This is a genomic window from Anaerorhabdus sp., from assembly GCF_036637135.1.
Lineage (GTDB): Bacteria > Bacillota_I > Bacilli_A > Erysipelotrichales > Erysipelotrichaceae > Anaerorhabdus.
Window position 1 is genome coordinate 19231 of the sequence record NZ_JAVWNC010000018.1, and the last position, 20425, is coordinate 39655.

Sequence of the window (20425 nt, forward strand, 5' to 3'; positions counted from 1 at the left end):
TCTCCTATTCTAATATCTCACTTAAACGACTACGAATATGCCCAAATCTTAAAGCCATATAATCACTGTTTTCGTTTATAGTGAATCCTGTTAAAACCGATTTATATTGCGTACCGTTATACATAATATTTACAAGTGTACCTGTAGCCAGTGATGACGGATCCATAACTAGATTTTCCTTATATGCTTGTACAGTTATTTCATGAGCATAGAAACTTCCTTTGAGAGCTGCATTTGCAACGTCTTCATAAGATGGTTTATCCTCTTCTGTAGTGTCATATATAGAAATCTGAGTTTTAGTAGGTTTAATTACTAATGGGCTAGAAGCGTTCTGAGATATAGTATTATCACTTAGTAAATACCAGTTAGACAACACTTTAGGCGTCTCAGAGTTTGTTGTGGTCTTATCAACAATCATAAGATAATTACTGGTTCCTTTGCCTACCTCAGTAGTAGATACATCCCAGTTCTTAAAACCTTTAATGTTGTTCTTAAGTTGTACAGTTGATGTTACTGCTTTAATACTTGTTTTAACACGACCATTTTCAAATCTATCAAATTCCCAAACGACATTATATTTCTTAAAGCCATTTATAAGATATTTCATAAGATTAGTTGGCGTTGGTGGATCAGCTGGTTGATATACATGTGGAGTGTTTGATAGTACCTCAATATCTAATACACTCATAACCTTATTAGGATCGCTTATAAGATACTTTGTGATCAATGTTTTAGCATGTGCTTCAAACGAAGGACCTGACATTTTAGTTGCAGGAAAGTCAAAGTTGATTAGCGTTATAATATCATTACAGACCATTATACGTGTGTTATCTTCTTCACTCTCCTCATAACTGTCAATTACTCCGAAATATGCAATACCTTTACCGTGCTGATACTTAGCCATAACAAAGTCTCCATTTTTAAATTCAATGTCATTAACTAAGTTGAAACTTGTCTTCTCAGTTGTAATATAGTCATATGATATCTCATAGTTATATACCTCAGTGGCTTCACTAATGACACCATCTCGACCAATAACCCATAAATTCATTATACAACCACACTCTCTTTACGATACTTATAGTCAATATCTTTACAGTTGTAAAATACTACTTGACTTATCCCAGCAGGTAATGTTACAAAGTTAGTAAGATCCAATCGTTGTGATTGATATACATTAGATTCAATACCTCCGCCAGATACGATTACAGCTCTTTGTTCACCAGGTACACTAGAAACAACTAATTTACTACCAGCAGCTATCATTAGGTTATAACCATCAGATTGTACAATTTCACTACCAACTACAACATACCAATATGGATTTACAGCTGGACCATGAATAGTAATCTCTAAAGGTGAACCATCAGCACTACCAATATACATAGAATCGTTATCAACCATAAATACTCCATCGTCTCCATTAGCCCGACCTTCATAAATATAGTCATAAGTGTAAGCAGGGTGTATTTTAATTCTATCAAAGAACGGAGCACTACTACCATAAGCATAATTGTAATAATGTTGATAGTTATAGGCAAATAATGGAATAGGTGTTACCTCAGAAGATCCACCTCCTGCATATTCTACGAGGTCATTAAAATCTAATTTAGTATTTTTAGCTACAGGTGTGAATGTTCCATACTGACGACCCTTTAAATAATCTTTAGGATTATTAGACCATACTCCAGTTGTAGACGCACCAAAATATAAAGAAGGTTCTAATTCAATACAGAATCTAACATATGCAGAATTAGCAGGTATTGCTTGTAACCTAGGAGCGTTGTCTAAAGCGGCTGTAGTTGCTGGATGTGGTGACATAGCTCGCACAATAAAATTAAAATCGCTATCGTAATAACATATCCTAACTGTATACCCTGCATTAGGTGTTGTCCGATTACCCATAGTATATAACTTAGAACCTAAATTTAGAAATGGTGTTGTTCTATATCCATTATCTGTAATTATAGACCCGTCATCATTAATATAATGTGGAGTTTCGTTCGCAATACAAACCATATTCATTCCATCCCAAACTTGAGTCTCATCCCATCTCCAAATATCACCTAGATCATACCCATATGTCGGTGGTTGAGTAAATATAGCTGGGGACTTAACCCAATCAGATAGTGCAAAATCACCATTTGATTTAATTGCAGTAAATGATCCCCTATGATTACCGAATATATTTGAAGGATTTTGTTCGTATATTGGGTTGTTAATTTGTAACCCAAGTTCATTAAATGCTAACCAATCTCCTAAATCTGGAGTACCTTGATATCTTATAGCTACTAGTATATTAGTACAAGTTTGAGGTACATCTAAAGAAAGAGAAACTGATGTGTCAGTACTATTAAATTCCTTGAATACAACAGTAGGGACACCAGTTGAGTTCCACCAATAATAAATATATAATGAGGGTTTCTTAGTTCCACCATATACATTTGATCTTGGATTCTTAACTGTTGCAAATACAGTTTGTCCACGAATTTGGTCTAAATAATCCTCAGTTAGAATGTTGCTAGCTCCAAACTTACCAGCAAAGTAATATAACCCATCTGTTGCAGGTTTTGTTATCTTTATTAATCCATCCGCAAAATATTCTGTTTTCTGATTATTATCTACTTGTGAGAGTCCTTGTAATTCTAAAGGTGTATCTAAACCTAATTTCCTAGATATCAAGTTACAACCTAACCAAGTCTGTGATTTATCCCAGTTCCACCGATCGCCAGCTTCATAACCGGTTGTAGGTGTCGTGTTATATATAACTTCATTCTGTTCATCATTAGCTTCACGATAAATCTTACCATCACCATCTTGTTGCGGTGTAGGAACATATGACTCTTCTATATCAACATACCAAGGTGTCATTAAATCTAAAGTAATCGTTTCAACTAATATGTTTAATTCTTTTATTTCTGTTTTAGTTAATTCATTTAACTTACAACCTCTACTCCATATCCCAGCATCTGTTTCATAGACTAAAACATATGGAGGCTTGTTTAATAGTCTAATCAGCTCATCATATTTGATATATGGATCACCAGTTATCGCACCGAATAGAATATCAATGTTAAACTGGCCCATATTCATTTTAGATGAATCCAATAGGTAATTGGAATTAGTCTCGTGATAATCATTATTGAAACTAACCCCAAGCCCTTCTGGATTGATTGAGAAGAAGTCAAGATTATTCAGTAGGTCAATTGAATCACCTGCACTATTGAATATCTGGAATCCCCTTGTCATGATTGTATTCTCCTTACTATTATTTTCTCAACTTCAGCAGCAATTGCTTTAGGATCTTGACCAGGAGACGAAATATTGAACTCATAATAATTAGTGCTTCCAATACCTTGCACTCCATCACTTCCTAAACTACCGAAATTCAATTGATTAGGTGTTCTAATGTTTGAAATATTACTCATATCTAAAACAGGTGTAATTACAGGACTCAGGTTGAAGTTATCATCCATTGCATCAGAAAATGCTCCAGAGAAACCTTGTACAGCCTTAACTGCACCTTTGGCTAACTGAGTAGCTTTTCCTTCAACTCGAGACTCTTTATCCTCAATACCTAATGCAAACCCCTCACCGAAATGTCCACCATCTTCACGCATTACACGAGAAGGAGAGAATATCTTCAAGAAGCCTTCCAAAGCACTCTTAGCTAAACTACCTAAGCTAGTACTTGCCTTATTAACACGATCCTGCTTGGAATCAATACCACCAGCAAATCCTTCACCGAAGTTTTTACCAGAACTATCAGCACTAACACTTTCCAATCCAGTCTTACCAAAGTTAGCAAGTCCTTCACCAGATGTTTTAGCACTACCCTTCTTATCTTCAATACCACCAGTAAAGTTACTACCGAAAGCATTACCTGTAGATTTAACTTCTACTGCGCCAGCACCTTGTTTAGCGGATTGTCCTAAGTTATTACCTGCAGCGTTAGCGTTCCTTACAACCCCATTGATTCCACCATTAAGTGCATCTCCTAAAGCTCCACCAGTAGGTTTCAAGTCAACACCTGCAGCGCCATTCTTAGCAGCAATACCTAGGTTGGCACCAGCTGTACCAGATAAAGCTTTCTTACCATCGATGGTTGATACAAATTGCCCTGTTTTCTCATCAGCAACTTGCTCAATATTAAAGGCATCTCTTAAGGCATTTTTAGCTCCATCACCGATCTCTTTAGTCTTCTCAGATACACCAGGTATCCAGCCAAATAAGACATCGATAACACCAACCAATGCAGTAATGATAATCTCCAATATAGCTTCAGTTATATCTAAAACTGCGTCTACAATTTCTTGTTGATGATCACGAATACCTTGTGCCATTTTAGTAATCAATTCGACCATTGCATTAACACCAGCTTCAACCAAACGAGGAATATCCGTAGTGAAAGCTACTATTAAAGCTATAATCATATCAGTACCTTTTTGAGAAAGTTCAGGAATATACTTAATAAACACATCCAACAACTGAGTTATCAATTCAAATGCTGCTATTGCTAAGGTCGGAGCCAGAACAATAATAGCCTTGGCCATTTCGACTATCACGGTTGTAATAAGCAAGATCGTTTTAGGAACCAACTTAATCAAACCGTCGAGTATGCCTCCAAGAGCCTTCATGATTGTTTCTACGTTCGAAGCAGTCATATTTGCTAACACTGTCAATGCTGTTGAAAATGCAGATATACCAATACCAATACCTAATGCTGCCACACCCAACGACGCAACTGCTAAAGCTAAAGCCGCCAATGCTGCTGCACCTGGTAAACCAATAAGGTTCGCTGCGATCGCAATTAGTGTCAAAGCTCCTGCTAATGTACCAAGACCTTTAGCTAATTGTTTAACGCTCATATTTCCTAATGCTTGTAAAGGAGGAACTAGCATATTAATAGCACCAGCTACTAGGACTATCGAAGCAGCCCCAAGTACTCCACCAGAAGCTAATTTCATAGCGATACCAATTTCTGCTAAAGCTATACCCATTGCTCCTAAACCTTTTACAATTTGTTTCACACTTAAGTTACCCAAAGCTGTTATAGGTCCAACAAGCATTTGAATAGCTCCTGCAATAATAGCCATAGATACAGCGGCACCTACTGTTTTAGCTCCATTTGTAACTTTAACAAATATAGCAATCTCAGCAAGTATAATTCCAATAGTACCCATACCTTTGATTAGTTGTTTAGAATTAATTGCAGCTATCTTCTCAATGGCGTTAACCATGATTTGAATAGCCCCTGCAATTGCTAACAAAGCTAATCCTGTAGCGACATTTAACTTAGAACCATTAGCAACCTTCAAGAATACAGCTAACTCAAGTAATATGATCCCTAAGGAACCTACAGCTTTTGCTAGTGAGGAAGATTTGATAGCTGATAAAGTCTTAATCGCTTGTGCTAATATAACTACCGTAGTAGCCAAGGATAGCAGTTGTAGGGAACTTGCAGCCATTTTGCCGGTATTCTTACCCATCACAACCAAAGCCGCAACAAGTATCCCAACGATTGAAGCTAGACCCATAATACCTCGTCCAAGCTCGTCAGGTTCTATACTTGCTATAACTTTCATAGCTCCGGCCATTAATAATACTGCTGTAGCCAATGCAGGTAACATAATACTAGCTGATATAGCAGTTTTAAGTCCAACACCAGATTTACCAATACTGATTAATGATTTAGATAGTAATACCAATACAGCAGTGATCGCTAGTAGAGATTTACTCAATTGTTTTGCAGGTATGTTTGATAATAGCTTGATTGACAGTGCCAGGATACCAACAGCTGTAGCAATCTTAACTAGAGTCCCTACTTTAACGGATAAGGTCAAAGCACTTAATGAATCTCCCAGTTTGCCAAATACACCAAATGCCTCTTCAAATCCACCAACAGAATCAATGATCTTGTCAATGAATCCTTCAAGAGAACCAGCAATACCTTTTACCTTCTTAGCAGCTAAGGCCAATGCTAACATTAAACCACCGTTGAGTAGATCCTGGGTATTGAAGCTACCTAGTAATTCACCGATACCTTTAGCAATCTTACTGAAGAATGGTGAAATAGCAGTCCATATCTTCTTGATACCTTGTCCAACCACATTCATAACTGAACCAACGCTTGAAGTAAACTTGAGAATGTTATCAAATACTTTATCTACAGTCTTACCAAAGTCAACAAATACATTCTTAGTCTTATCAGTAGATTTAATAGATTTATCAAAGCCTTGTATTAATTGGGAAACCCTAACTAGTAAATCAAGGAAACTCCCACCTAACCCAGCAGGTATTAATGACTTAAATGCCTCTCCAACTAATTTCAAGGTTGTCCATCCAATACTAAATATACTAAATAATCCTTTGAATACTTCTTTAACCTTACCAGCAGTTTCATCAGTTAATATAAGTTTAGCTGAGAAAATCTCAATATTCTTAATCAACTTCATTAATGTCTCTGCAGAGGCAGGTGGAAATACTTCTTTGAACGCACTACTTACAATATTTATAATCTTAGTTAATCCCTTGAATGCATTAGAAACAGTGTTTACAAGTGAAGCTCTTGCTCCTAGATTTACTAGATCACCTATCATTTTGTTACGAGCATCTGCACCTTGTTGAATAGGAACAGATATAGCATCATTTGCTGCAGTCCACATAGCCCCTGCTTGTTCGAAATCACCAAATATCAATTCCCATGTAGTTGCCCAACCTGAACCTATTGCTTCTCCAGCTGTATCCATCAATTGAGTAAAGGTTCTTACTTTAGTTGCAGCCTCTAACATTGAATCGTTAGTAGAGAACTCATTTAAAGTTTTTAATAATACTTCTGAAGATAACCAACCTTCTTGTAATGAATCCCTGAAGTTTGTACTTGCACTATTGGCTATACCCATATTATCAGCGGTTTTAATTAATGCTTCTTGGAATAACTTACCACCCATACCAGCATTCACAACTGAGTTCCAATCCTGTAGTTTAACAGAGCCTGTAGATAATGCTTGTGATAATTGATACATTGCAGTAGAGGCTTGTTCACTATTAGATCCTGAAGCAGCAGCTAAGTTGGCAATACCTTTAATAGCAGTTGTTGAATCTTCTAAACTTACACCTGCAGCAGTAAAGGTACCAATATTTCTTGTCATCTCACCAAAGTTATAGATCGTTTTATCGGCATAAGTATTTAATTCACCTAAAGAAGCACTTACATCCTGTAACGAACTCTTACCTTGAGTATTTGACATGATTGTTTGGATGGATTTCATTTTCAACTCATATTCATTAAAACCATCTGTAACCGGTTTGAGACTCATTGATTTAACTAAGTTGATACCAGCATCTACGGCTCGATTAGTAATATTCTGCAAGACACTAAATGCTACAGCACCCAATGCACTAAACTTAGAGCTGACATTAGTAACGCCCTCTACAAGCTTGTTCATATTGGTTTTGTCTACTGCATTATTTATACCACTGATGTCTTTGGTTGTCTTACCTAAATCAACATCATTCGTCTTCTTCATACTATTAATTAACTTACCAAATATGCCAATTGTCTTAGTAACCTTAGATTGAAAGTCATTATTGTCAAGTGTCATCCTAACAATTCGTTCATCTACCGGTCTACTCATCTAAACACCTCTTTTGCGATATCATCAGCAGCACGGTTAAATATGTTTCTTAATGCTGGATTGATGTAATCCCTAGGAGGTACGTATCCACCCGTTTTAGTACCGTGGCCAAATTGTATAAGCTTAGCTACATTGGCCGAAGCCTGAGGGTGAGCAGTGTTATAGAATGCAAGTTCTGCACCCCGTTTGTTTGAGGTTATCTTATACTTCCAACCTCTCGCTGTTTGACCTGTCGCACCAATAGGAGTACCAGCTCGTAAAGCAATAACACCAGACTCTCCGATCTTTCTTAAAGTCATATCAGGTCTTGCCTTAGCTGCTTTATTCAAAAATTTAATAGTGTCTTTGAAGTCTCCTTCGGATGTGATATCTAAACGCATAGTATCACCCCTTTGTATTGTATTTTTTCTTACGTTCAGCATTTAAATCACGATTCTGTTTCAGTATTTCATTATTGGACATCTTCTTCTTATCAGGGTTATTCTGCTCTGATATTACATTCAATAGAATCAGTAACCTTTTTATGTTCCAGGTTTCACACGTGAAAGGAACTTGAGCATTAGCCATATAAGCGTAGATAACCTCACTTGTCAATATGGTCCTAGATGGTTTGTTGTCATTTTGAACCCTTGTAGCAGTAGCGTTGGCTTCCATGTATTCAATGATCAAAAGCTCAACATCTTTAACCAAGTAATCATCAGTGATGACTTCTCCTACACACATAAACTTATACATGTCTTTTGATTGCTCAACTGTCTTAGGTCCACCAAGAAAAGGTATACACCATTTAGCTTCCCAGTCAGAAATTGCTTTAAGTGAGTATTCAAACCTAAAAGTTTTCTCAGGCATCCATGAAAAGCGTTGAGTATAGTTGTCAAAGACTTCTAAACCGCTTGTAACTACTTCTAACATCTGATTCTAACCTCCAATCAGGTAAAAACAAATAGGAGGAGATAAACTTGTACCTCCACCCTCTGTTTTATTAGTATTTCAATACTTGGCCAGCAAAGATTAGATTTGGATTAGCAATTCCATTCTTATTAGCTAGTGTATTTGTATCTGTTCCAAGTTTAGCAGCAATACCACTAAGTGTATCACCTGATTTTACAGTATACGTTCTTTGTTGTGGTGCAACTTTAGCATTAATAGCTTCTTGTACAGGTTTGTAATAGTTGCCTAACATAGCTTTACGATCTTCACCATTACCATAGATACCAGCCAATGTTTGGTCAGCCAGTGTATTAATAGTAGCGGGTGAATTAGCTTGATCTGCACGGTGATTAATAATCGCTTGAACACCTGGATACAATTGACCCAATGCATTCTTACGAGCGTCACCATTACCATACTTACCTTGTTGTACTTCACTAGCTAAAGTTTCTAAGTTCTTTTGAGCAGGTGATACTGGTGTTTTAGTTGTGGTTGGAGTTGTTCCACCGGACTTACCTGTTAAACGAGCCCATCCAGCTCTATCTAAGTTAGCAATGTTCTTATCTAATCCTCCACCTGAAGTAAACTGCCAGATTGTGTATACAGGCCAAGGAGCTGTTGAGTACATAAATTCAGGTACGTCCCAGCTAGGTGCATTAGTAGGGTAACCAGCAACCCATAAAGGACAGATTGTTGATAGGTTGGCTACTTGTTTAATTGCACTTGCTTGTACGTAGATTACACACCATACACCTGTTTTAGCGTGAACATGATTAACGAACTTAAGACACCATTCAGTATTACCCCAAGAAGCATTATCACCAGATTCCCAATCAAGGGCTAGTACTGCTTCTCCGATATAACCTTGAATATTCTTAAGGAAGAAATCAGCTTCGGCAACCGGATCTCCACCAGAAGCATAATGATATACTCCTAATAAATGTCCAGCTTTTTTAGCTGTTTGATATTGTGGATCACATTTTGGGTTAACATAACTTACGCCCTCAGTGGCTTTCACAATACAGAAATCAATTCCACTCATACCAGCTTGTTCAACTGATTGATAAGACGCAATATCAATTCCCTTTAATACCATATTAATTACCTCCTTCTAATAATTCACCAGTGTTAGGATCATATCTAGGTGTTACTACATTGCCAGGATGTTCAGGGTGGCTTTCCATAATACGAGCAACCTTTTCTTTTTGTAGTTGAGTTGGTGATTTTGGAGCTTCTGTTTGAACAGCACCTGCAGCTAATCCTTGACCGAATGCAGCAGCAGAACCTTCAACAGTTAATAACTCTTCAAATAACTCAGCATAAGCCATAGAGTATTCAAATTTCTTACGAGTCTCTTCGTCCTTAACAAATAAAGACCCATCAGCAGATTTTTCACCTTGAGATCCTAATACTAATAATTCGATAAACTCAATCATACCAACATGATCCTGATTGGCTTGTAACTTAGCAACATGTTCTTCAATAGTGCCACCTAATTTAGCTAAGATACGAGTTAATTCTGGTGTTGTAAAGTTAAAATAGAAGTCCTTAGTTTCTTGAACCCCGTTGAAGTTTGTATAAGTTATAGATCTTTTTAACATAATGTTTGTCCTCCTCTAATTGTATTACACTGCTTTAGTAGTAGTAGTTGTTGTTGAAGTAGTTTTGATTAATTTAATCAAGTCTTCTAATGGTGGTAATTTAGAAGCTACAGTTTCAGTACCGTAGATAGCATCTTCAACAGCTTTAAAGATTGCTGGGTTTACTTTTGTAGAATCAATTGCAATATATGCAGTTGGTTTGAAGTTCTCTAATACAACTGGTGTAGTAGTGAAATCCCATGAGAATGTGATCAATGAAGGGTCAGCATTAACTGTTTCATATCCACGTTCAGAAGGTGCAACTTTAGCTCCATAAATAACATGAATCTTTTTACCAAAGTCATTTCCTAATGTGTCATTACCTACAATTGTTTGGTACGACATAGCGAAAGGTTGACGAGTTTGTTGACCGATTGTAACACCAGGTACTACATCAGCTGATCCATCACAAGCGCCAAATTCATCAGGATATGTGAATGCACTAATATTACCTTTAAAGTTTTCTGCAGATGTTAATGAAACATACACAATGTTATCAGCGAACTGATCATTAGCTTCTGCTCCGTCTGGTGATTGTGTAACAGATACTAAACCGTTCCAAGCAATACCTTCAGAATATGCACCAGCGGTATCTTGTGTAAATAATACCCCTTTACTAGTACCTGTTTCGTATTCTCTTTCTCCAACCTTGTCCCAAATTAATCTTTTTGTTACTGCCATTATTTGTTTCCTCCTAGTAATATATTGATAAAACTGTATGATTTAGATTGTCTGATACGAAAGAAGAGATCATACTTACTGAAGCCAAAGTATCAACTATTTTATCTGGAATCAAACTATCAGGATCTGCGTCGATTACAGTTGCCTGATACTGATTCTTTTTATAATAGTTTTTATCATTGGCACTTTCTGTATCGATCCCTGCTCTGTAATAAACAATACAAGGATAATTCATTCTAACATTAGCAGGCGGTTGGAAATACACATGAGGAGTAATTACCTCTAGCTGAGCCTGTAATTTAAGACGTTGCGACAGGACCATTCCAAACACCTCCTAAGGTTAATATAATACGTGGTCGTTGAATGTCAATTGAGGTTACTTTCCAATTAATCTTCATATACTCGACATACTTAATGTTCATAAAGTTATCATATGCATATGGATCAGCGACTATACTTATGCGATTGTTAATAGTTACATCATCGTGTACGGAATCTCCGACGAGAGCAGTCTTAGCCTGAGAGATAGCATCGCCTCTCATCTTTCTAGCTATAGCGGAGTCAGTCCATACGCCTGGTGATGATTCTATCTGGGTAATGTAACCAACCCATCCTGAGTACTTAGCCATTTGTATTCATTTTGACCTCCTTCACCGCTTCGACATACTTGCTTGTACACTTGGCTGGATTGATGTGATCGAATGATTTGTCAAAGGGTTCGTAACCATTGTCGTACTGACCCTTGTAAAACATATCGACCATATCAACTGTGACACCAGCGTTGTGGTAAATCTTAACTTGATCCCAGCGTTGGATAGGGTCCGTGGCCCACGCAAAGTCAAGTTCCGAATGGACACGTGGAACGACACCGAAGTAAATCATGTTATAGAATTGTGCCCACATCTCGGCAGTCCACTTTTGAATGGTACTGTCGACCGTATTGAAATAGGCATAAATCTTGTGTGTATCAATAAATACTTTCTTCCAGTATTCAGCAGTCGGTTGACATATAACCCATTGAGCACCGCCAGTTCTATTGTTGTATCGGTCTAGTAAGCTATAATCAATTCCAACTATTTGACACATCTGTCTTGCAACCTCTTCACCATTAGTACATGACTTGATATAGTTTAGATTAAGGTAGTGGCCACAATCGGATCCATACCAACATGAAGGACTCAACGATAAGTCTGAGAAATCAAATCGATCTCTTAGAATTGTATCCGAGTCCAAGTATACATATGTCTCTTCTTCAGCCATTGGGTTTTCTTCAAGATATTTCCACCAAAGATATGGTCTAACACTAGGTTGATACTGATACATACCACGATCATCAGGATACACGTGAACCTCTGCTCCGTACTTATCTCTAAAGTAATCAGGCATGTCAGAATCACCAGTTGTGAACAGCAAGACAAACTCACTGTATCCAAGTTTGACCAATCTAGTAAGACATACCTCGAGTTCCCATTTAAATCTTTTAATAGCTGGTTGACATAGTATAAATTTCATGTTGTTATCCTCCTACAGATATATTTGCTGATTAACTACTATGGGTTTGACGTTGTAGTAGTCGTTGTAGATGTTGACGTACTGGTCGTCGTTGTTACTTTGACGTTGTAGTAGTTGTAGCCGAAGTTACAGTACCGTAGATAGCAGCTTTAGGTGTAGTTAACGCACCTGATACACGAGTTTCAATCAAGTATTTATGTTGGTTAAAGTCAATATCGAAATCTTCAAACGTTGTAACTTCTCCACCTTTAGTAGCACCAAGAGTGTAATCGTTTAAATTAACAATTAAGAAATGTCCAGCACCCATATAAGTTGTTGGAATGATTTCACCAACACCGAGCATAGCAGCAACAGCAGCTGTAGTTGGAATGTTACCAAATAGGAAACGTCCAGTTGAATCTTTAAGCAATTTAAGATCAGCTAATAAATTGTGGTTGATAAACATATCTGGAACTCCAGATCCTTGGTAATCAGCCATAGCTTTGATAATACCTTCAATCATATCCACAACTGTTGCTACTGATTTCTTAATTGTATATAAGTCATCATCTGTAATAATAGGACGAATTTTATCAGCTTTAATTTTGTTAGGATCAGATGTTAAACGACCATCACCAACTAAAATAGCACGAGCCAATTCCTTGTTTAATTGCATACGCATTTCCATATTGATAAATCCGATAACATTATAATCAGTAATATCAATTACGTCATCACGATCAAGCTTTTGTTTTTTGTAAACTGTTTGAGCTGTAGTTTCACGAGAAAGTAATTCAAATACTTGTTCAGCTTTCTCATTCCCTTTGATATAACCTAACGCACGAGCTTCATCTTTAGTTAAATCAGCAATGATTGTTTTAACACGTGAAAATGGAGATTTACGAACACCAGCCATAATCTTGTCAGAAGCTGTATTTTGGTCATGATATAGAATTGGAGCATTACCAACAACTTTAGCATCTGGGAATAAGATTTCAATGTTAGTAATACTATGTTTAAGAGCATTCTCTTTCAAAGAACCGTTGCCTGCTAATGTGTCAGCTAAAATTACTGAACCAACCTCTGCAGCATGTTTTAATTCTTCTGAAGTATCTTCACCTTTAGCGTTAAAAATATTTTGTTTCATTGTTTCTCCTCCATCATCTTTTTGTTTTACTACAGTTGTAGTAGTTGTCGTTGTATTCTTGTCTTTATCTTCTGAATCCAATTCTTCATCTTCTTCATCTGGATCTAAGTTATCAGATTGTTTGATCTCGTCCTCTTCCTCAGGCATCAAGTTAGCAAGTAATGTTTCAACTGCTCCTCTTTGAGTTGGTGTCAAGGTATCAAGAACTTCCCCGATGGTTTCACCAGCATGTTCTAAATTGTCGCTCACTTCTGTTCCTCCTTCATCTTTGGAAAGCACATCATCACCAGGGTGAATTAACATTCCCGTATGAATAATAGCTTTACCGTTCTCCTCTTCACCTGAGTGATTCAATACTGTTTCAATCAAGGCTCCAGGATTAGCTCCAGCCAGCACTAAACTAACTTCGTAGATCATTCCGTGAATCACATCTTGACCCTTCTTGACTAACTTGTTAGCGGCGATAGACATAGCAGAGATATCACCATTGTTGACCATAGCTTTGGCATGTTGTCCTTCTTCTGTATCGTTGAAGTATCCATAACCATAAACACCTTGGTCTTCGTTGTGCATGATGACGTGTCCTAAGACGTTGGAAGCATTCTGTGAATCGTGATTCCAAATTAAAGGGACTTTACCTTCATGGTTGTCTTTGAAAGCGTCGTGTTTAATTGTAACGCCATCTGAGCAACGAATGTCATTCTTAGTAACCCATCCTGCAAAGTCATACTTACGTTTTGCCATAAAACCTTACCCTCCTTACTTTAGTATTTTCACTCATTTTGACTGGATTCATCTTCTTCGTCAGGGGGCGTGAGCGACCCAGCATCTTTGTTAAGATTAACCGATGGTGCAGTAATCTGATCGTCCTTAGTAAGGTTAGGATTGTATAATACATCTGCAGAAGCTTCATTGCTTGGACGTACACCAACAATCTTACGTATCTCATTACTAGTTAGAATGGCATTACGTCTGAATGTGTCAGCGATAGTACCAATCTGTTCAATAGGAACAAGTTTGAATGGATCTCTGTAAGGTACTAACTTATGACCCTTAGTAATAGCTGTCTTAGTAAAGAACTTACGAGTGAACTCTGCAATGATAACTCCAATCATTGGATCGATTGACCGAGAATAGTAATTACGCATCTCAGCTTCACTAGCCGTACCATTAAAGACGTTAGCAGTTAGTCCCATTTGATTGTAAAACTGATCCGTTAATAGTTTAATCTCATCTAGAACAGTTGCAGTAACTGGTCTGTTTAACTGAGTAACCTTTTCGGTTCCATCAATGTACGCTAGTCCACGTTTACCATTCTTCAACTGTTCCTCTAGGTTTTCCATACGTTCTTTAGCTTGCGTCTTCTGTAGTTCAGATTTAACAGCATAAGGTAATTGAATCAACAAGTCTAATTGTCCTGAGGCTAAGAGTGCATCAAGATCATCTATCATAGCAAGCTTAGACATCAGTCGTTTGAACGTAGAGTTCTGACCATTGACTACTGCATACAAAGGATTCTCGATAATAGCGACAAGAGATTTACTTATTGTTATTTCTTCTTCAATTCCGGTTGCCTCATTATACAATCTAACTGATACATGCTTTGGGAACCACTGAGTGATTCTTCCTACACGCATTGATAGAATATCATAGGCTCCACTTTCGATTGGTTTAATTGAAGTATCCACAGGGACAACCGCAACGCACCCTTCATCGAACATAGAGTATACAAGGTCCTGTATAAAGGCTATATGTGATTGGTCTAAGTTAGCTTCTACATTTAAACAGTAGTTAAGACCATCGGTAACCGGCTTTTGGTCCTCTTTATCATCTACAACAACATGCTGGATAGACACTTGTGACACATCCAAAGCAATACGATTGAATATAGCTGCAGAATATGATGATGGTGTATATCTTCGGCTATTCCCATGATAATTTGGTCCACTAGACCCAGGACCGGAATTGACTGACCAGTCTCTGTTTTCAGAACTCGTTAACGCATTCCATGCATGTGATAGTCTTTCTCTTAATGTCATTACATGAATGCCTCCTGATTCCTTTTAAATGCTACCCAAGCATCCATTAATGCAGATACATTATCAATCTTCTCAGACTGTCTTTTCTTGGATAGTTTTCTATTTCCATTGTTATCTTCTATAGTGATTGCATTACCCATACCAAATTTCATAAGTTCTTCATCAAACAACAATAATCTTTCGGTAGCTAAGATATGCAATTCACCTAGCGGTACTGATTCGGTAAGAGCTCCTTGACGAACTGCTTCAACACCATATTCACCATAGTGTGTACACCATTTAGCAATAAAGTCTTGGGCATTGTATTTATCATACCCTACTGCTACAATGGTATACTGGTGCACGGCATTCAATTCATCTATGTGATCGTACACTTCCATCATGTCTAGGATTCCTCCAGGCATAATAGTTAAACTACCTTCATTAACAAACTCGTCATACTTGACTTGCATTGCTTTTGGTAATCGTTTGTACTTAAGCTCTGAAACGAATGAGTGAGTCTTGACACCAAATGCTCCATTGTTAAGTGGGAACAAATAAGTGAACGCACAGAAGTCATCACCTTGCGATAAATCCATTCCAAGCGTACAAGGCATTCCATCAAAGTTCTGAGGACCATGTACAAGAGTGTGTTCGTGAGCAAAGAAGTATGTGTAACCTTCAACCGGTATCCCGAACCTTTTAGCAAGAATATCATTCCTGTTAGCTGGTTGTGATTCGGCTTTATCTACATCACGTTGATAGGATTCATATGTTACTGACGCTCCAAGATTAGGATTAGCCTTTAACCACATGTCGGGATCTGCTACTTCAGAAATATCATCAAGTCTGTAGTACCAAATGGACACGTGAGGATTATCATAGTCTCCACGTAGTATGTCATATAACTCTAATTTAATTGTATCACCAGGACCATTACGAGCTGTCCCTTCTGAGCTAGTTGCTAGTATCAGATAATCGTCAACCTTAGAAGCCCCTTGCTCAATTGCTCCAATAACATCTTCTTTAACCTTACCTGATAACCATTCATCAACTGTATTAATTTTTGAACGCATACCTTGTAATTTATCGATTGTCATTGGTCGTACTTCCACTAATGAGTTCGTTAAAAAGTTTTGAACACCCTTCTTAGTAGAAGCCAAGTTAGCTTTAGTGTACGTATTGGAAGCCACTGAACCATCAGTAAGGAATTGAAACAACGGACCACGAGAACGAGCAATAGCTGTACGTATTGGACTCATGGTTTCCTCTGCAAGTTTCATTGTTGGAGCAGTGACTATTTGAAATGTTGTTGATGTGTCTATAGTTAGGAAATATGCTTGTATAAGAGCTGCGTAAACAGACTTAGCGGCACCACGCCCTACTATTAAGAACTGTTTGTTGATTAACCTTCTTTTTATTACAAGTATTTCGTATCGATGTGTATCAGGATTCCATACCTTCTCTTCAGCAAAGTAAAACCACGATAGTAGAGACTCAGCCCATAGTTTAAAACTTGGTAATAACTTCAAATCTCCACCATCAGTAAGTGTCATCTCACATTCAGCGAAATCTATAAAACCTTCAATAGCTTCTTCGTCGTAATAGAAATCTGGATTAGCAACCAAGGCATCAATACGATTCATCTCCATAGATACTTCCTTATTGACAGGTATTTCTCCTCGTAAAACTGAATTTCTAAATTTACCATATTCAATAGGTAACGCAGTATTGGATAGAACCATTTTAACACCTCCTAAATTAGACTAGCGCATATCCAGAAGTGCTAGTATTATTAAATGTAGCTTTACGTGTAATACCAGTAGCTACTCCTGTATAACTGAAACTAAATCCGGTTGTAGTTGGTTTAAAACCAGTTACATTTTGGAATACATATGTTTGACCGTTGTTTGAAAACACAATCAGTTCTTTACCTGGTTCTACTAATTCTTCTTTAGCTAAACTTCTTGTTCCTGCCATTTTTTGTTTCCTCCTCTATGCTACTACTGCTGCAACGGCTGCTTTCTTAGCAACTTTCTTAGCCAATGCTGCGGATAGCGCTTTTCCTGATGATGAATTTTTAATTGAACTTGAAGCGTCAATAAACATCTTAGCTCTTTTTCTTTGAGATAGCTTAGCCTCTCCTGCTTGTCTTGCAAACTCATTTTCTAGTCTTAGACGATTAAGCTTTGTTCTTAATTGAGCATCGGACATTGAAGCCCTACGCTTGTATTGGTCAGTCCATTGCCGTTCTCGTTTTATACTATTTACATTCTTTTTAGCCCGACTAGATAATGTTTGTTTTCCTTTGATAGGGCCTTTTCGTTTACCCCATTTCATACCTTTTACTCCTGCGTGCTGAATAGCTTCGTCAAGATTCATGGTATCACCACTTTCTTATCAAGATTAAATGTTTCTCGTAATCTCCAAAGGTCTTCATTAGCCGCTTCTGAAATGTATTGTACATTAGAAGGAGGCGGTGGATCGAATAACAATTTGGTCTTTACAAATACATAATGTTTAACCATTTCAAATAACTCATTACCATTTGTTTGTGTTGGATCTTTGAATGATTCCCATAGTTGAGTTGTGTCTGATACGGAGATTGATAGTCCAACACCATTCTGGTTCAATGTTGCTAATGCGCTATTAATATGCATAATTAATTCCATATCAAAAGATTCATCAGACGTATCTAGTCCACAAGCTCCACGGATTGATTCTAAGATCGAAGGAAGCTGTAATGGATTAGCCATAATTATCTTTCTCCAATCTGTATTACATCTTGTAATTGTTTCTTATACTTGTCAACGTACATTTCTCCGGTATGACCATTATGAGTAACTTCAAAGTAAAGTCCATCAGACTCTGTTGTAGCAAGTAATGATTTGTTGTTTTCTAATATCTTGCAAGTCCATACAACATAAATACCATAAACAGGAACACCTGTTAATTTAGAAACAGCTAGTTTTGCTCTATTGTTAAATGCATCTGTATCCATTTATTTAACCTCCTACCATAGTTTAGTGTCACCTGAGGTTCGTTCTACCCATTCGTCTTCTTTAGGTTTATAATGAATTGTATTATGAGTATCTAAAGAGGTGCAAATAAGATTATCTGGATCAAAACATTTGGAAGACCATGTAGCAATGTCAATCTCAGTTAAGGGATCGATGTGATGTACAAAGATTGGTCCGTAAATATCTAACCCATACATACCTAGGTCCATAGCCAGATCTCGCTTGATAATACTATCTCGTACTGATAGCCATCGGGGATGTTTGTAGAAAGCCATTGATAAATGTCTAGGGGATTCGTGCGGGGTGTCCCATAGTTTCAAATATGTTAATCTCTCAGCAAATGTGTCCAACTTCATCATTCCGGTATATGTTCTCATGCTAACCTCCTGGCGAATATTGTTTCATAGCATCAATAGCTTTAGACATAAGTTCTTTACTGTCTTTAGCGTTATCAATTGTATCTGTTTTAGCAGCAATCAACTTCGCTTGTTTTTCTAAGATTTCTCTTTCAAGATTCTCACGCTTGGTTGCTAACTTTAAATAATGGACCAGTACAGCTGAAGAAGCGGTTCCATCATCAAGTTGTTTTTCAACTAAGTTAACGGCTTTGTTTATTAATTGCTTCTCACGCATCTCTGGATCCATTGCGGGTTTGTTCTTTCTTACTTTAACAATCTCTTCGTCGGGGACAAAGATAGTTTCAGGTTTCTTGGCCATACAGTTTCCTCCTTAAGACGCCAACATCTTTAAGAACTTAACTGCTGATTCAATATAGTCATCCAATTGATCAGGCGTAACTGGAATACCAACTTCTTTAGAATACTTGGAAAGCTTGTTTAAGGCTTCTAGTTTCTTCTCTTCATTACTTAGACCTGATTGTTCAAGTCCAGCTACTATTAGATCAGCACGCTTAGCTAAGTTCTGTAATCTTTGACTATGTGTTTTTGTTGCAATTAGGTTTACGAGCTTTATAACAACTGGAGCTAGAAGAATCACAATCGCAATTGTATCTGCAATGTTTTGTAACATGGTTTACCTCCTTTCTATTAATGAAATACATGATAATAGTTAGGATGTGTCGGCTATTCATTACGGTTGTTTCTTTCCACAGGTTGCACATTTACCGTTACGATATTTGTGACCGTATAATACACATGTTGCTGCGTCAAACCAATTATATAATACTTTACTCATTTCTCATTCTCCTCCCTAGTTAACTATAGCGCTAATTGCAGATGAAACTATAAAAGTTACAACCACACCACCAATTACAATTAGTACCCATTTAAGAACATTAAAAGCCATCTTGAATTTATCATTTTCCAAAGCGTTTACTTGGGTTACCAGTGGTTGCAGTTCTTCTTTTATCACATACCTCAGAGTGGCTTCATTGATTTCATGAAACTTCTGTAAATCTGTAATTTTTGAATCATGCATAACCATCTTCCTCTCAAGTTCTCGAAACTTCAAATCCTGCTCTCTAAACTTTTCTTCATGATCTTGTAATTCGTTTGTGTTAGCTCGTACTTCGTCGTGTAAATTTACAAAAGCCTCATTTGTTAGATGAACTTCCTGATTCACATTAAACCACCTTCTTTATTCTTTGTTCCCCGCATAAGCAGACCACTATGGTTGTACTAGTAGAGAGATTAAATATACTTCAGCAAGAGTATAGTAGACTTTAGAGGAGGACAAACAACTAATTAGCAAGAGTTTGTACAACCATAGAAGCCTGACTACACGGGGAAAGGTCAGTAAAGGTCAAATCGTGTGGAAAAAATGCTCACTGGGGCTTTTTTAGGGAGGGATGCGTTGAAGGAGCATGGGATCAGGGCTTTTAACCCCCCTCCCCCTTCGTCCC

At 37.4% G+C, this 20425-nt stretch carries 22 protein-coding genes; all 22 read right to left on the reverse strand.

Translation table 11 applies throughout. The annotated features are described in order from the left end of the window. Positions 1-4 precede the first annotated feature (4 nt). Positions 5-1051 carry a hypothetical protein gene (locus RR643_RS04960; RefSeq protein WP_332482511.1) on the reverse strand — a complete coding sequence of 349 codons (1047 nt, stop codon included), beginning with the start codon at positions 1049-1051 and terminating at the stop codon, positions 5-7. Further along, on the reverse strand, positions 1051-3249 hold the full coding sequence (locus tag RR643_RS04965; RefSeq protein WP_332482512.1) for a phage distal tail protein domain-containing protein: 2199 nt from the start codon (positions 3247-3249) through the stop codon (positions 1051-1053). Before RR643_RS04965 ends, RR643_RS04960 begins: the two co-directional genes overlap by 1 nt. Beyond that, positions 3246-7637, reverse strand: a complete 4392-nt coding sequence (locus RR643_RS04970; RefSeq protein WP_332482513.1) for a tape measure protein — start codon at positions 7635-7637, stop codon at positions 3246-3248. The genes RR643_RS04965 and RR643_RS04970 overlap by 4 nt, the downstream gene beginning before the upstream one ends. Beyond that, positions 7634-8059 (reverse strand): HK97 gp10 family phage protein, encoded by a 426-nt coding sequence (locus RR643_RS04975; protein WP_332482514.1) that lies wholly within the window; start codon positions 8057-8059, stop codon positions 7634-7636. Before RR643_RS04975 ends, RR643_RS04970 begins: the two co-directional genes overlap by 4 nt. Next, positions 8022-8549, reverse strand: a complete 528-nt coding sequence (locus RR643_RS04980) for a hypothetical protein (RefSeq protein WP_332482515.1) — start codon at positions 8547-8549, stop codon at positions 8022-8024. The genes RR643_RS04975 and RR643_RS04980 overlap by 38 nt, the downstream gene beginning before the upstream one ends. Positions 8550-8619: 70 nt before the next feature. Next, entirely contained in the window at positions 8620-9663 is a 1044-nt protein-coding gene (locus RR643_RS04985) for a GH25 family lysozyme (RefSeq protein ID WP_332482516.1), read from the reverse strand. 1 nt (position 9664) lies between these two features. Next, entirely contained in the window at positions 9665-10168 is a 504-nt protein-coding gene (locus RR643_RS04990; RefSeq protein WP_332482517.1) for a hypothetical protein, read from the reverse strand. Positions 10169-10192: 24 nt separating this feature from the next. Beyond that, positions 10193-10888, reverse strand: a complete 696-nt coding sequence (locus RR643_RS04995) for a hypothetical protein (protein WP_332482518.1) — start codon at positions 10886-10888, stop codon at positions 10193-10195. Positions 10889-10901: 13 nt separating this feature from the next. Next, positions 10902-11210, reverse strand: a complete 309-nt coding sequence (locus RR643_RS05000) for a hypothetical protein (protein ID WP_332482519.1) — start codon at positions 11208-11210, stop codon at positions 10902-10904. Beyond that, positions 11188-11517 carry a DUF7253 family protein gene (locus tag RR643_RS11700; RefSeq protein WP_442881414.1) on the reverse strand — a complete coding sequence of 110 codons (330 nt, stop codon included), beginning with the start codon at positions 11515-11517 and terminating at the stop codon, positions 11188-11190. Before RR643_RS11700 ends, RR643_RS05000 begins: the two co-directional genes overlap by 23 nt. Beyond that, entirely contained in the window at positions 11510-12400 is an 891-nt protein-coding gene (locus tag RR643_RS05005) for a hypothetical protein (RefSeq protein ID WP_332482520.1), read from the reverse strand. The genes RR643_RS11700 and RR643_RS05005 overlap by 8 nt, the downstream gene beginning before the upstream one ends. 94 nt (positions 12401-12494) lie before the next feature. Next, positions 12495-14270, reverse strand: a complete 1776-nt coding sequence (locus RR643_RS05010; protein ID WP_332482521.1) for a phage major capsid family protein — start codon at positions 14268-14270, stop codon at positions 12495-12497. Between the two features lie 29 nt (positions 14271-14299). Then, positions 14300-15565 carry a phage portal protein gene (locus RR643_RS05015; protein WP_332482522.1) on the reverse strand — a complete coding sequence of 422 codons (1266 nt, stop codon included), beginning with the start codon at positions 15563-15565 and terminating at the stop codon, positions 14300-14302. Then, on the reverse strand, positions 15565-17289 hold the full coding sequence (locus tag RR643_RS05020) for a terminase TerL endonuclease subunit (protein WP_332482523.1): 1725 nt from the start codon (positions 17287-17289) through the stop codon (positions 15565-15567). Before RR643_RS05020 ends, RR643_RS05015 begins: the two co-directional genes overlap by 1 nt. A 16-nt stretch (positions 17290-17305) precedes the next feature. Beyond that, the gene (locus RR643_RS05025; RefSeq protein ID WP_332482524.1) at positions 17306-17524 is read right to left on the reverse strand and encodes a hypothetical protein; all 219 of its coding nucleotides are present in this window, start codon (positions 17522-17524) and stop codon (positions 17306-17308) included. Between the two features lie 15 nt (positions 17525-17539). Then, a complete protein-coding gene (locus RR643_RS05030; RefSeq protein WP_332482525.1) occupies positions 17540-17926 on the reverse strand; it encodes a DUF7211 domain-containing protein in 387 nt (128 codons plus the stop codon). Then, positions 17923-18300, reverse strand: coding sequence for a phage head-tail connector protein (locus RR643_RS05035; RefSeq protein WP_332482526.1), 378 nt, complete (start codon positions 18298-18300; stop codon positions 17923-17925). Before RR643_RS05035 ends, RR643_RS05030 begins: the two co-directional genes overlap by 4 nt. A gap of 2 nt (positions 18301-18302) precedes the next feature. Continuing rightward, positions 18303-18545 (reverse strand): DUF6275 family protein, encoded by a 243-nt coding sequence (locus tag RR643_RS05040; protein ID WP_332482527.1) that lies wholly within the window; start codon positions 18543-18545, stop codon positions 18303-18305. Between the two features lie 12 nt (positions 18546-18557). Next, positions 18558-18773 carry a hypothetical protein gene (locus tag RR643_RS05045; RefSeq protein ID WP_332482528.1) on the reverse strand — a complete coding sequence of 72 codons (216 nt, stop codon included), beginning with the start codon at positions 18771-18773 and terminating at the stop codon, positions 18558-18560. Between the two features lie 169 nt (positions 18774-18942). Continuing rightward, a complete protein-coding gene (locus RR643_RS05050) occupies positions 18943-19281 on the reverse strand; it encodes a hypothetical protein (RefSeq protein WP_332482529.1) in 339 nt (112 codons plus the stop codon). A 12-nt stretch (positions 19282-19293) separates the two neighbouring features. Then, positions 19294-19593 (reverse strand): phage holin, LLH family, encoded by a 300-nt coding sequence (locus tag RR643_RS05055; protein WP_332482530.1) that lies wholly within the window; start codon positions 19591-19593, stop codon positions 19294-19296. A gap of 180 nt (positions 19594-19773) precedes the next feature. Next, entirely contained in the window at positions 19774-20145 is a 372-nt protein-coding gene (locus RR643_RS05060; RefSeq protein ID WP_332482531.1) for a hypothetical protein, read from the reverse strand. Positions 20146-20425: the final 280 nt, after the last annotated feature.

Excerpts from the sequence above, each read along its gene's own strand:
- RR643_RS04970 (WP_332482513.1), bottom strand. The coding sequence starts at position 7,637 with ATGAGTAGACCGGTAGATGAACGAATTGTTAGGATGACACTTGACAAT.
- RR643_RS05020 (WP_332482523.1), bottom strand. The coding sequence starts at position 17,289 with ATGGTTCTATCCAATACTGCGTTACCTATTGAATATGGTAAATTTAGA.
- RR643_RS05040 (WP_332482527.1), bottom strand. The coding sequence starts at position 18,545 with ATGGATACAGATGCATTTAACAATAGAGCAAAACTAGCTGTTTCTAAA.
- RR643_RS05030 (WP_332482525.1), bottom strand. The coding sequence starts at position 17,926 with ATGAATCTTGACGAAGCTATTCAGCACGCAGGAGTAAAAGGTATGAAA.
- RR643_RS04980 (WP_332482515.1), bottom strand. The coding sequence starts at position 8,549 with ATGTTAGAAGTAGTTACAAGCGGTTTAGAAGTCTTTGACAACTATACT.
- RR643_RS05005 (WP_332482520.1), bottom strand. The coding sequence starts at position 12,400 with ATGAAATTTATACTATGTCAACCAGCTATTAAAAGATTTAAATGGGAA.
- RR643_RS04975 (WP_332482514.1), bottom strand. The coding sequence starts at position 8,059 with ATGCTGAACGTAAGAAAAAATACAATACAAAGGGGTGATACTATGCGT.
- RR643_RS05010 (WP_332482521.1), bottom strand. The coding sequence starts at position 14,270 with ATGGCAAAACGTAAGTATGACTTTGCAGGATGGGTTACTAAGAATGAC.
- RR643_RS05025 (WP_332482524.1), bottom strand. The coding sequence starts at position 17,524 with ATGGCAGGAACAAGAAGTTTAGCTAAAGAAGAATTAGTAGAACCAGGT.
- RR643_RS05000 (WP_332482519.1), bottom strand. The coding sequence starts at position 11,210 with ATGGTCCTGTCGCAACGTCTTAAATTACAGGCTCAGCTAGAGGTAATT.
- RR643_RS04990 (WP_332482517.1), bottom strand. The coding sequence starts at position 10,168 with ATGTTAAAAAGATCTATAACTTATACAAACTTCAACGGGGTTCAAGAA.
- RR643_RS04965 (WP_332482512.1), bottom strand. The coding sequence starts at position 3,249 with ATGACAAGGGGATTCCAGATATTCAATAGTGCAGGTGATTCAATTGAC.
- RR643_RS05045 (WP_332482528.1), bottom strand. The coding sequence starts at position 18,773 with ATGGACCTAGGTATGTATGGGTTAGATATTTACGGACCAATCTTTGTA.
- RR643_RS05050 (WP_332482529.1), bottom strand. The coding sequence starts at position 19,281 with ATGGCCAAGAAACCTGAAACTATCTTTGTCCCCGACGAAGAGATTGTT.
- RR643_RS05015 (WP_332482522.1), bottom strand. The coding sequence starts at position 15,565 with ATGACATTAAGAGAAAGACTATCACATGCATGGAATGCGTTAACGAGT.
- RR643_RS04960 (WP_332482511.1), bottom strand. The coding sequence starts at position 1,051 with ATGAATTTATGGGTTATTGGTCGAGATGGTGTCATTAGTGAAGCCACT.
- RR643_RS04985 (WP_332482516.1), bottom strand. The coding sequence starts at position 9,663 with ATGGTATTAAAGGGAATTGATATTGCGTCTTATCAATCAGTTGAACAA.
- RR643_RS05055 (WP_332482530.1), bottom strand. The coding sequence starts at position 19,593 with ATGTTACAAAACATTGCAGATACAATTGCGATTGTGATTCTTCTAGCT.
- RR643_RS05035 (WP_332482526.1), bottom strand. The coding sequence starts at position 18,300 with ATGGCTAATCCATTACAGCTTCCTTCGATCTTAGAATCAATCCGTGGA.
- RR643_RS11700 (WP_442881414.1), bottom strand. The coding sequence starts at position 11,517 with ATGGCTAAGTACTCAGGATGGGTTGGTTACATTACCCAGATAGAATCA.
- RR643_RS04995 (WP_332482518.1), bottom strand. The coding sequence starts at position 10,888 with ATGGCAGTAACAAAAAGATTAATTTGGGACAAGGTTGGAGAAAGAGAA.